Consider the following 11,061-nt stretch of genomic DNA (forward strand, 5'->3'; position numbering starts at 1 on the left):
CCGTACGACCGCTCCCCGGATTAACACGGGCTCGACACGCCAGCGAATATTAAGAGCCGATGAACGTCGTCTGGCCGAACGCCTGCAGGGTCTCGTCCAGCAGGCGGAGCGTCTCGGCGTCGGTCCCGGCGTGGGGCGCGATCCGGATCGACGATCCGCGGGCGGTCACGACGATGCCGGCGTTCGCGAGGGCGGCGGCGAGTCGCGCGGGCTCCTCGGGCGCGAGGGCCACGATGCCGGCGCGGTGCTCGCGTTCGCGCGGCGACACGACCTCGATGCCGTGTCGGTCCGCGATCTCGATCACGGTGTCGACGTGCTCCGCGAGCCGCGACTCGATCGCCGCGACCCCGGCGTCGCGCACGTCGCGTGCTCCGATCGCGAGGCGCCCTGCAGCCAGGGTGTCGGGCACGCTGACGGTGTAGGCGCGCGCGGACTCGGAGGGACCGGGGAGCGCGTCGACCACCAGCCCGGTCGCCGTCGTGCCGGTGATGCCGGAGAGGACCGGGGTGATGCGCTCTCTGGCGCGCGGGGAGAACCAGGCGAAGCCGCTCCCCCTGGCCGCTCTGAGCCACTTGTAGCCGTGGCCGATCACCACGTCGGCTGCGGTGTAGTCCACGTCGACGACGCCGAACGACTGGACCGCATCCACGATCAGCAGCCGGTCGGGCCCGAGCACGTCGCGCAGCGCCGCGAGGTCGACGCGGTACCCCGTCCGGAAGTCGACGTGGCTGACGACCAGCGCGGTGACCTCGTCGTCCAGCACCGCGGCCACGGCCTCCGGTGAGACCCGGCCGTCGGCGGGTGTGATCCACCGCGGCGTCAGGGCCCGGTCCGACGCGGCCGATGCGCGCTCCAGCGTGAGGCTGACGCTCGGGAACTCCGCGGTGGACGCGACGACGGTGCCGGTGAGGCCGTACAGCGCGTGCTGCAGCCCGTGCGTGGAGGACGGCTGCAGGGTGACGTCCGCGGCGTCTGCTCCCAGCAGCTCCGCGACCGTCTCCTGCGCCTGGCCGATGCGCTCCGCGACGAGCGCGAGGGACGACGGTCGCCCGCTCGCGAGGAGATCCGCATCCGCGAACACCTCCTCGCGCACCGAGGGCGAGAGGGGTCCGAAGGCCGCCCAGTTCAGATAGCCGGGTTCGGTGTCGAACGTGCCGACGTAGTCCTCGAGTGCGCTCACGTCGTCATTGTGGCACGGTGCGGTGCCACGGCCTCAGCGACCGAAGCGGCGGTCGCGGTCGGCATAGTCGCGGATCGCGCGGAGGAAGTCGACCTGGCGCAGATCGGGGCCGAGCGCCTCCACGAAGTAGAACTCGCTGTGCGCGCTCTGCCACAGCAGGAAGTCGCTCAGGCGCTGCTCTCCGCTGGTGCGGATCACGAGATCGGGATCGGGCTGCCCGCCCGTGTAGAGGTGCTCGCCGATCATCTCGGGCGTGAGGTGTGCGGCGAGGTCTTCCATCGTGCCGCCGGAGGCCTCGTGCTTCGTGATGATGCTGCGCACCGCGTCGACGATCTCGTTGCGACCGCCGTATCCGACCGCGAGGTTCACATGGAGCCCGGTGTGGTCCTTCGTACGCTCTTCCGCAGCGGCGAGGACGGCCGCGAGCTCCGCGGGAAGGATGTCGGAGCGGCCCACGTGCTGCACCCGCCAGTTGCCCTCCTGCGACAGCGCCTCCGCGAGCTCGGCGATGATCTCGATGAGATCCGCGAGCTCCGCCGAGTCGCGCTTGCGCAGGTTGTCGCTGGAGAGCAGGTAGAGGGAGACGACCCGCACGCCGAGCTCGTCGCACCAGCCGAGGAACTCGTGCATCTTGGCGGCACCGGCGCGGTGTCCCTCCGCCGGGGTGGCGAAGCCGAGCTGGCGCGCCCAGCGACGGTTGCCGTCGATCATCATGGCCACGTGGTGCGGAACGGAGGCCGGATCGAGGTGACGACGCAGCCGGCTGGTGTACAGCCGGTACAGCGGCCCGCGGCCCGGGCTCTCGCGTGACATCACCCACCTACGCTACCCTGCCGTGCGCCGGCGCGCGGCGTGCGGATCCCGCGGGCATGTGCCGTCGACGGCATGCGACGCGGCTTAGAGTGAGGGCGTGAGCACTTCCGACGAGCCCGGCACCGATGTCCCCAAACTGCCGCTCCTCGAGGCGGCTGCCGTTGATGCGGCGACCGAGATCAAGCCCACCTGGCGCGGGTGGATCCATGCGGGCACGTTCCCCGTGGCGATCGCGGCCGGCGTGGTGCTGATCGTCCTGTCGCACGGCGCGCCGGCCAAGTGGGCCGCGGCGGTCTTCATGGCCACGTCGCTGCTGCTGTTCGGCAACTCGGCGATGTACCACCGCTTCAACTGGCGGCCGCGGGTCAAGGTGATCCTCAAGCGCATCGATCACGCGAACATCCTGCTGCTCATCGCCGGCACGTACACGCCGATCGCGACGCTCGCCCTTCCCCCGGACAAGGGCGCGCTCCTGCTGATCCTGGTGTGGAGCGGGGCCCTCCTCGGGATCCTGTTCCGCGTCTTCTGGATCAACGCGCCCCGGTGGCTGTATGTCGCGCTCTACCTGCTGCTGGGCTGGGCGGCGGTGATGTACATCGTCGACCTGCTCAACGCGAACGTGGCGATGATGGTGCTGGTGATCGTCGGCGGCCTGCTCTACACGGGCGGGGCGATCGTCTACGCGCTGAAGAAGCCCAACCCCTGGCCCGGCCATTTCGGCTTCCACGAGATCTTCCACGTGTGCACGGTGCTGGCGTTCCTGTGCCACTGGACCGCGTGCCTGCTCATCGCGCTGGAGCCGCTCTCCCCCTCGCTCGGCGCCCCGTGACGCCACGGTGAGGCGTCAGCGGCCGTCCGGACGCCCGTCGTCGCTCGCGTCCTCCGGCGCCGCGGTCGACGCGTCGTCCGCGTCGGGTCCGGCCTGCGCCGCCTGCGCGGCCTGCTCGGCATCCAGTTCCTCGCGCACCTCTTCGCGATACCGCACGCGGCGGATGCGGCGGTTCATGTCCCAGATGAGCAGGATGACCGCGAGGGCCACCACGACGATCGCGGCGAAGCCGACGAACCCCGGGGTCACGGCCTCCGGCGCCACGGTCATGGAGGGCGTGGGCATCGGAGTCTCGGACAGAGCACGCATGAATCGGCCTTTCGTACGCAGGTCGCATAACCTGGTATCACCAGCCTAACGACCGGAAGACCCTCCCTGTGACGACCGCCACCGAGCTCGACGAACGCTACGGCCGAACCCGACGCCGCCGGCTCCCCTGGATCATCGCCGGAGCGATCGCCCTGGTCGTCGTCGGCGCCTTCGCCTGGATGACGGTCGCGCAGTCGATGAGCTCCGTCGACGCCGACGACCTGGGCTTCGAGCTCGTCGACGAGCACGCGGTCGACGTGCGCTTCCAGGTGACCGGCGTGCAGGGCAAGGACGTCGTCTGCGTGCTCGAGGCGCTCGACGAGGAGTTCGGGGTGGTCGGCTGGAAGGTCGTCGAACTCCCCGCCACGGATCGTCACTCGCAGACCCGTTCGGAGCGCATCCCCACGGTCGCGGAAGCCACGACAGGTTTGGTGAACACCTGCTGGGTCGCCTAGACTGGGGGCAGACAGACGACGCCCCGGCCCGTGCCGGGGCGTCTTGGCATATCCCCCGCGGTTGCTCGGCGGGATCCCGATAGAAGGAGCTTCGTCATGTCCACGGACGCTCAGGTTCCGTTCCTCACGCAGGAAGCGTACGACCGGCTCGTCGCCGAGCTGGAGCACCTCTCCACCGTCGGCCGCGACGAGATCGCCAAGCGCATCGAGGCCGCCCGCGAGGAGGGCGACCTCAAGGAGAACGGCGGCTACCATGCCGCGAAGGACGAGCAGGGCAAGCAGGAGGCGCGCATCCGCACCCTGGAGAGCCTGCTGAAGACCGCGAAGGTCGGCGAGGCGCCCGCCAGCCGCGGCATCGTCGAGCCCGGTACGGTCGTCACCGCGGTCGTGGCCGGCGGCGAAGAGGTCTTCCTGCTGGGCAGCCGCGAGATCGCGGCGGGCAGCGACCTCGACGTCTACAGCGAGGCGAGCCCGCTCGGACAGGCCATCCTGGGCCTCAAGGTCGGCGAGAAGTCGTCGTACGAGGCGCCGAACGGTCGCGCCATCAGCGTCGAGATCGTCAACGTCGAGACCTACACGGGCTGAGCCCCCGCGAACGACACAGCGCCCCTCGTCCACACGGACGAGGGGCGCTGTCGTGTGCGCGGGTGGCTCAGTCGAGCACGACGAGGGGGGCGAAGCCCGCGCGCCGCAGCGTGTCGAGCGTGTGCTCGGAGTGCTCCGGTCCGCGCGTCTCCACGCTCAGCTCGAGGATGACGTCGCTGATCTGGAGACCGTGGCCGTGCCGGGTGTGCATGGCCTCGATGACGTTCGCTCCCGCCTCGGCGATCAGCTCCGACACGCGGGCGAGCTGGCCCGGCCGGTCCGGCAGAGGGATCCGGATCGTGAGGTAGCGCCCCGAGGCGGCGAGGCCGTGAGCCACGACGCGCTGCAGCAGGAGCGGGTCGATGTTGCCGCCGGACAGGACGGCCATGGTCGTGCCGTTCGGCGACACCTTGCCCGCGAGGATCGCCGCGACCCCCGCGGCCCCCGCCGGCTCCACGACCACCTTCGCCTGCTCCAGCAGCAGGACGATCGCGCGCGCCAGGTCGTCGTCGGACACCGTCACGACCTCGTCCACGAGATCGCGGATGATCCCGAAGGGCACGTCGCCCGGACGCGCGACCAGGATCCCGTCGGCGATGGTCGGCCGCGTGACGATGTCGACCGGCTCCCCCGCCTCCAGCGACGGCGGCACGGCAGCGGCGTTCTCAGCCTGCACCCCGATCACCCGGACGGTGCGGCCGAGCTCCGCCGCGCGCGCCTTGACCGCCGCCGCGACGCCCGCGATGAGGCCGCCGCCGCCGATGCCGAGCACGACCGTGTCGACCTCGGGCGCGTCGGCGAGCAGTTCGAGGCCGAGCGTGCCCTGACCGATCACGACGTCGCGGTGGTCGAACGGGTGGATGAGCACGGCCCCGGTGCGCTCGGAGAACTCCGCGGCCAGGCGCAGCGAGGTCGCCACCGTCTCGCCCTCCAGCACGACCTCGGCACCGTAGCCGCGCGTGGCGAGGAGCTTGGGAACCGGCACGCCCAGCGGCATGAAGATCGTGGCGGGGATGCCGAGCGCCTGGGCGGCCAGCGCGACCCCCTGCGCGTGGTTGCCCGCCGATGCCGCGACGACGCCGCGCGAGCGCTCCTCCGCGCTGAGCCGGGAGAGCCGGTACGCCGCACCGCGGATCTTGAACGACCCGGTGCGCTGCAGATTCTCCATCTTCAGCAGCACGGGAGCGCCGAGGGCGTCGGAGAGGGCCCGGGAGGGCAGGGTCGGCGTGTGCGAAATCACCTCAGCCAGACTCTGAGCGGCGTGCTCGAACTCGGTCAGGCTGGGGACTTGGCTCATCGATTCCTCCGTGTCCGCTGTCGCGGGACTGTGCTCCAGATCAGGTCTCCGCTCGGACCGACGCCGGTGCGCCACGAGCCCGAGCTGATGGTGACCGCGGCGACGTTCACGAACGCCGCCAGCGGTACGGCGAACAGGGCGCCGGGGATGCCCGCGATCATCGCGCCACCCGCGACCACGAGCACGACGGCGAGCGGGTGCACCTTGACGGCCGAGCCCATCATGATCGGCTGCAGGATGTGCCCCTCGATCTGCTGTACCGCCAGGACGACCACCAGCATCCACAGCGCGATCCACGGGCCGTTGTAGACGAGCGCGAGGAACACCGCGACGGCGCCGGTGACGACCGCACCCACGATCGGGATGAACGAGCCGAGGAAGACGAGCACGGCGACCGGAAGCGCGAGCGGCACCTGGAGCAGGAACGCGCCGAGTCCGATGCCGATCGCGTCGATCGTCGCCACGAACAGCTGCGTGCGGGCGTAGTTGACGATCGTCGCCCAGCCGTTGCGCGCGGCCCCGTCGACCGCGGGACGAGCGCGACGCGGGAAGACCTTGAGCGTCCAGCGCCAGATGCCGGCGCCGTCCGCGAGCAGGCAGATGAGGATGAACAGCGCCAGCAACGCGCCCGTGGCCACGTGACCGACGGTCGTGCCGATCGCGAGGGCGCCGGTCCACAGCAGTTGCGCCTGTTCGGAGATGAGGTCGAGACCCTGCTGGAGATAGTCGGCGATCTGGGTGTCGGAGAGGTTCAGCGGCCCGTCGTGCAGCCAGACCTGGAACTGATCGAACGCCTCGGTGGTGCGCTGCTGGACGTCGGGCAGCTGCTCCCTGACCTGCCACACCACGAGCCACATGAGACCCGTGACGATCGCGACCGTGCCGATCAGCGAGATCGCGATCGCGAGCCAGCGCGGCACGCCGCGCCGCAGCATCCACGAGAAGGCCGGCCACAGCAGCGCCGTGATGAGGATCGCGACCATGAGCGGGATGACGAGGAGCTTCAGCAGCATCACGAGCCAGATGAAGACGCCGATGGCTGCCGCGATCAGCAACAGGCGCCAGGCGTAGCTCGCGGTGATGCGCAGCGGCAGAGGCACGGCCTCGTCGGCCTCGGTGGTCACGGTCCGGTCGGTGGAAACGGGGCGCGGACGGAACAGATCGCGCAGCCGGGGTCGCTGGTCCTCGCTCATCGCCTCAGTCTACGGTCATGCGGTATGCCGCTCGGCGCATCTACCCCGCGAGAGAGATGTCCGACACCGGCGTTACGCTGGCCGCGTGACCGACTCCCTCAGCTCCGCGCAGGTACGCCGCATGGCACTCGCCGCGCAGGGGTTCACACGCGCGCGACCCGCTGCCGTCTCCAACCGCCACCTGCACCGCGTGATGGAGCGGCTCGGAGTGCTGCAGATCGACTCGGTCAACGTGTTCGCCCGGTCGCACTACCTGCCGCTGTTCTCCCGGCTCGGCGCGTACGATCCGGGCCTGCTCGACCGGCTCTTCCTGTCGCGCACCACGCACTACGTCGAGTACCTCGCTCACGAGGCCACGTTCATCCCGGTCGAGGACTGGCCGCTCTGGCGGTTCCGCATGGACGCGTTCCGCCGTCGGTGGGCCGGCGAGGACTCGTGGCTCAGCACCAACGCCCGCACGGTCGCGTGGGTGCAGGCGGAACTGCGCGACCGTGGCCCGCTCCGCCCCGCCGACCTGCGCGCCGACGCTCCCCGCGAGCGCGGCACATGGTGGGACTGGGACGAGGTCAAGCTCGCCCTCGAGCACCTGTGGCGCACGGGAGACGTGGCCGTCAGCGGGCGGCGCGGCTTCGAGCGCACTTACGCCCTGGCGGAGCACGTCATCCCGGAGCACATCCGCGCGCGCGACGTCTCCCGCGACGACGCGATCCGCGAGCTCATCCGCCGCGCGGCCCGCTCGAGCGGCGTGGCGACCACGTCCGACCTCGCGGACTACTACCGCATCCGAGACCGCGCCACCATCGGCAGGGCGATCGCCGAGCTGGAGGACACGGGCGAGCTGCTGCCGGTGCGCGTGCGGGGATGGGAACGCGCCGGTCGCCCGCTCCCCGCGTGGCGCCACCGCGACGCCGTTCTCCCCCGCCGCGTCGAGGCGGCCGCGATCCTCACGCCGTTCGACCCCGTGGTGTGGTTCCGCGAGCGCGCGCTCCGCGCCTTCGAGCTCGACTACCGCATCGAGATCTACGTGCCGGCGGCCAAGCGCCGTTACGGCTACTACTCCCTCCCGGTCCTGGTGGGCGACCGCATCGTGGCGCGGGTCGACCTCAAGGCCGAGCGCGCCGGCTCCACGCTGCAGGTGCAGTCGGCGTGGTGGGAGCCGCAGGCACGGCCCGACGACGCGGAGGCGATCGCGCGGGAACTGCGGCTCGCCGCCGCGTGGCAGGGGCTCGAGCACGTGTCGGTGTCGGGCTGGGGAGATGCCACCTCCGCGCTGCACGACGCCCTGGCGACGAGCGACGGAGCACCGGTGCGGCGGCACGTGCACGAGCGGGAGGGCGCGGCGTGAGAAGGCGCCTCCGGTGGGCGGCGGCGATCGCCGCGGCGGTCGTGGTGGCCGCCGTCGGAGGCTGGATCGTGTTCGCGTCGCTGCGGTCGCCGTCACCGGATGAGGCGGCCCTCGCCTACCTGCACGCGGTGGAGTCGGGCGACCCGAAGGCGGTCGAGGCGACGGGCGCGGAGGTCAGCGCGACGGCGCTCGCGGCGCTCGATGGGGCGACCGAACGCATCGCCCGGCCCGCCGTGACCGGGACCCACGGGACCGGCGAGAACCGGCGCGTCGAGGTGTCTTTCCGACTCGGCGGTGAGGAGCACGACGCGACCCTGTCGATGAGCGCGGTGAACGGTCGCTGGGTCGTGGACGGCTCGTGGCTCGGTGCGGTCACGCCGAGCACGACGGCCGGCACCGCGGTCGCGATCGGCGCAGCGACGCTCCCCGCCGGCGACGACACCGTCCTGCTGCCGGGCACCTACGCGGTCGCGGCGGCCCCGGCCGCTCTGCTCGACGGGACCAGCGAGGTCACGGTGCTTCCCGGCGAGACGACCGCGGTCGAGGTGGACGCCTCCCTTCGGCCCGGGGCCACGGAGGCCGCGCAACAGCACCTCGACGACCACCTGACGGCGTGCACGACTCCGGCGCCCTCTCCGCCCCCGGGCTGCGGCATCCGGCTCCCGTGGGGGCTCGAGTTCCACGACGTGAGCGAGGTCCGGTATCGGATCGAGCAGCGGCCCACCGTCACGCTCACGACTCACGGCTTCACCGCGGCGGGCGGCGTGCTCGTCGCCACCGTGACCGGGACGGGACAGGACGGAGCGCCCCGCGCCACCACCTACCGCACCGACGACTGGAGTCTGCGGGGCGACGTCGAGTTCACCGCGGAGGGGCTGCGGCTGACGGTGTGGTGAGGGCGTGCGTCAGAACTGCACGCGCGGGGGCTCGGAGATCGCGCCGCTGTCGGCGACCTCGAAGAACTCGCGCTCGGTGAAACCCAGGCCCTTTGCGAAGAGATTGTTGGGGAAGACCTTGATCTTGGTGTTCAGCTCGCGCACGCCGCCGTTGTAGAAGCGTCGAGCCGCCTGGATCTTGTCTTCCGTGTCGACCAGCGACTGCTGCAGCTGGAGGTAGTTCTGGCTCGCCTGCAACTGCGGATAGGCCTCCGCCACGGCGAACAGGCTGCGCAGCGCCTGCTGGAGGTGTCCCTCGGCGATGCCGGCCTCACCGGGGCCGCTCGCGGTGAGGGTCTCGGCACGCGCCCGCGTGACGTTCTCGAACACGGCCTTCTCGTGCGAGGCGTAGCCCTTGACGGTCTCGATCAGGTTGGGGATGAGGTCCGCTCGGCGCTTGAGCTGAACCGTGATGCCGCTCCACGCCTCGTCCACGCGCACGTTGAGCTGCACGAGCGAGTTGTATGTGGCCCAGAGATAGATGCCGACGAGCAGGATCACCCCGACGACGATCAGTACCGGCACGAGCCATTCCATCAGAGCCCCACCCTTCCTCGTGTTTCTCTCATCCTAGACGCGCATGCTGCGCGTGGACTGGGCGCGTCAGCCGCCGGCCGCATCACGCGCCGAGCACCCGGTCCAGGTAGCGGTTGGTGAAGCGCCGTTCGGGGTCGAGCCGGTCCCGTAGCCCCACGAAGTCGTCGAACCGCGGGTACACCGCGCGCAGCGACTCCGCGTCCTGCGTGTGCAGCTTCCCCCAGTGCGGCCGGCCGCCGTGCTCCCTCATGATCCGCTCCACGGCCTCGAAGTACGCCGTGGGATCGGCACGCCAATAGCGATGCACGGCGATGTACGCGCTGGCGCGCCCGTGTGCCGTGGAGAGCCAGCGATCGTCCGCGGCGGCGAAACGCACCTCGATCGGGAACTCGATCCGCCAGCCGCGGTCCGCGATCAGCTGCTGCACCGCGCGGAATGCGGGGACGACCGCGTCCGCGGGGATCGCGTACTCCATCTCGCGGAACCGCACCGTGCGGCTCTGGGTGAGCACCCGGTGCGACAGATCGGTGTACTCGCGATCGCCCGTGAGCCGGACGGCCAGGCGGCTGAACGGCGGCGTGACCGCCGGCACCAGCTGACCGGCCGCACACACCACGCGGTACACGCCGTTGGAGAGCAGACTCTCGTCCACCCACCGGCCCAGGACGGGCAGCGGCTTGCGGACCGTCGACTCCGGAAGCCGCGTCTGCCGCTTGGTGAGGGCGACGTCGGTGTGCGGGAACCAATAGAACTCGAAGTGGTCGGACGCGGCGACACGCTCGTGCACGGACGACAGCACGTCGTCGAGCGGCACGGGCTCGTCGATCGCGTGCAGGACGAACGACGGGACGCACTGCAGCGTCACCTCGACGATGATGCCCAGGGCCCCGAGACCCACGGCCACCGCGGGCAGAAGTTCGGGCTGGTGCTGCTCGTCGATCCGGAGGAACTCGCCCGCGGCCGTGATCAGCGTGACGCCGACGACCTGGGTCGCGAGCCCGCCGAACGTCGCACCGGTTCCGTGCGTGCCGGTCGAGATGGCGCCGGAGATCGACTGACGGTCGATGTCGCCGAGGTTCTGCATCGCCAGGCCGTACGGCGCGAGCAGCCCGGGGATCCGGTGCAGGCGGGTACCGGCGAGGAGGCTCACACGTCCGGATGCGGCGTCTGCGGACTCGAGCCCCTGCAGGTCGTCCAGTTCGAGCAGCACGCCGGGGGCGACGGCGATCCCGGTGAAGCTGTGGCCGGCGCCGACGGCCTTGATCGTCAGGCCCTGCTTCGCGGCGGCCCGCACGGCGCGCTGCACGCCCTCGGGGCTGCGCGGGCGCTCGACGCGGACGGGACGCACCGACGCCGAGCGGCCCCAGTTCTGCCAGGTGCCGCCGATGCGCGTCACAGGAACGCCTTCCCCTCGCCGCGGTACGTCGGCAGCTCGTCGATGACCTCGTCGCCCGACACCAGGTGATAGCGGTCGATCCGCTCGGCCGGCTCGCCGCTCTTCGCGTGGCGGAACCAGACCCGATCACCCACGCCGAGGGTCGCGGCGTTCGGGCCGCGGAGGGGGGTCTGCACCTCGCCCGCGG

General features: G+C 71.3%; 12 protein-coding genes and 1 pseudogene. 5 read left to right on the forward strand and 8 right to left on the reverse strand.

Features of this window, described 5'->3' with window-relative positions; genetic code table 11:
• Positions 1 to 49: 49 nt before the first annotated feature.
• Together ACWGQ1_RS16785 and ACWGQ1_RS16790 are read right to left on the reverse strand one after the other, a co-directional pair.
• Entirely contained in the window at positions 50 to 1,180 is a 1,131-nt protein-coding gene (locus ACWGQ1_RS16785; protein WP_452313403.1) for an aminotransferase class V-fold PLP-dependent enzyme, read from the reverse strand.
• Between the two features lie 33 nt (positions 1,181 to 1,213).
• A complete protein-coding gene (locus ACWGQ1_RS16790; protein WP_136036906.1) occupies positions 1,214 to 1,993 on the reverse strand; it encodes an isoprenyl transferase in 780 nt (259 codons plus the stop codon).
• Positions 1,994 to 2,090: 97 nt separating this feature from the next.
• Here ACWGQ1_RS16790 and trhA point away from each other — a divergent pair, with 97 nt between their 5' ends.
• The gene (trhA, locus tag ACWGQ1_RS16795) at positions 2,091 to 2,822 is read left to right on the forward strand and encodes a PAQR family membrane homeostasis protein TrhA (protein WP_136044597.1); all 732 of its coding nucleotides are present in this window, start codon (positions 2,091 to 2,093) and stop codon (positions 2,820 to 2,822) included.
• A gap of 15 nt (positions 2,823 to 2,837) precedes the next feature.
• Here trhA and ACWGQ1_RS16800 read toward each other — a convergent pair whose 3' ends face one another.
• Positions 2,838 to 3,107 carry a hypothetical protein gene (locus ACWGQ1_RS16800; protein WP_452313404.1) on the reverse strand — a complete coding sequence of 90 codons (270 nt, stop codon included), beginning with the start codon at positions 3,105 to 3,107 and terminating at the stop codon, positions 2,838 to 2,840.
• Positions 3,108 to 3,199: 92 nt separating this feature from the next.
• Between ACWGQ1_RS16800 and ACWGQ1_RS16805 the strand changes: the two genes are divergently transcribed.
• Together ACWGQ1_RS16805 and greA are read left to right on the forward strand one after the other, a co-directional pair.
• Entirely contained in the window at positions 3,200 to 3,586 is a 387-nt protein-coding gene (locus ACWGQ1_RS16805) for a DUF4307 domain-containing protein (protein WP_136033458.1), read from the forward strand.
• A gap of 96 nt (positions 3,587 to 3,682) precedes the next feature.
• Entirely contained in the window at positions 3,683 to 4,171 is a 489-nt protein-coding gene (gene greA / locus ACWGQ1_RS16810; RefSeq protein WP_136033456.1) for a transcription elongation factor GreA, read from the forward strand.
• Between the two features lie 67 nt (positions 4,172 to 4,238).
• Here greA and ilvA read toward each other — a convergent pair whose 3' ends face one another.
• Entirely contained in the window at positions 4,239 to 5,468 is a 1,230-nt protein-coding gene (gene ilvA, locus ACWGQ1_RS16815) for a threonine ammonia-lyase (RefSeq protein ID WP_136036902.1), read from the reverse strand.
• Complete coding sequence (locus ACWGQ1_RS16820) at positions 5,465 to 6,661, reverse strand: AI-2E family transporter (protein ID WP_136033452.1); 1,197 nt, start codon at positions 6,659 to 6,661, stop codon at positions 5,465 to 5,467. The genes ilvA and ACWGQ1_RS16820 overlap by 4 nt, the downstream gene beginning before the upstream one ends.
• Before the next feature lie 85 nt (positions 6,662 to 6,746).
• Between ACWGQ1_RS16820 and ACWGQ1_RS16825 the strand changes: the two genes are divergently transcribed.
• Positions 6,747 to 8,006, forward strand: coding sequence for a DNA glycosylase AlkZ-like family protein (locus ACWGQ1_RS16825; RefSeq protein ID WP_452313405.1), 1,260 nt, complete (start codon positions 6,747 to 6,749; stop codon positions 8,004 to 8,006).
• Positions 8,003 to 8,902 (forward strand): hypothetical protein, encoded by a 900-nt coding sequence (locus ACWGQ1_RS16830; RefSeq protein WP_452313406.1) that lies wholly within the window; start codon positions 8,003 to 8,005, stop codon positions 8,900 to 8,902. Before ACWGQ1_RS16825 ends, ACWGQ1_RS16830 begins: the two co-directional genes overlap by 4 nt.
• 9 nt (positions 8,903 to 8,911) lie before the next feature.
• Here the strand turns inward: ACWGQ1_RS16830 and ACWGQ1_RS16835 are convergent, their stop codons facing one another.
• The 3 genes and pseudogenes from ACWGQ1_RS16835 to ACWGQ1_RS16845 all read right to left on the reverse strand — a co-directional run.
• Positions 8,912 to 9,478, reverse strand: a complete 567-nt coding sequence (locus ACWGQ1_RS16835) for a LemA family protein (RefSeq protein ID WP_136033446.1) — start codon at positions 9,476 to 9,478, stop codon at positions 8,912 to 8,914.
• An 82-nt stretch (positions 9,479 to 9,560) separates the two neighbouring features.
• On the reverse strand, positions 9,561 to 10,874 hold the full coding sequence (locus ACWGQ1_RS16840; protein ID WP_452313407.1) for a D-arabinono-1,4-lactone oxidase: 1,314 nt from the start codon (positions 10,872 to 10,874) through the stop codon (positions 9,561 to 9,563).
• Positions 10,871 to 11,061 (reverse strand): annotated as a pseudogene (locus ACWGQ1_RS16845) (amino acid deaminase/aldolase); the annotation flags it as partial. The gene ACWGQ1_RS16840 and the pseudogene ACWGQ1_RS16845, both read right to left, overlap by 4 nt.

It is taken from the genome of Microbacterium sp. NPDC055599 (assembly GCF_053618975.1).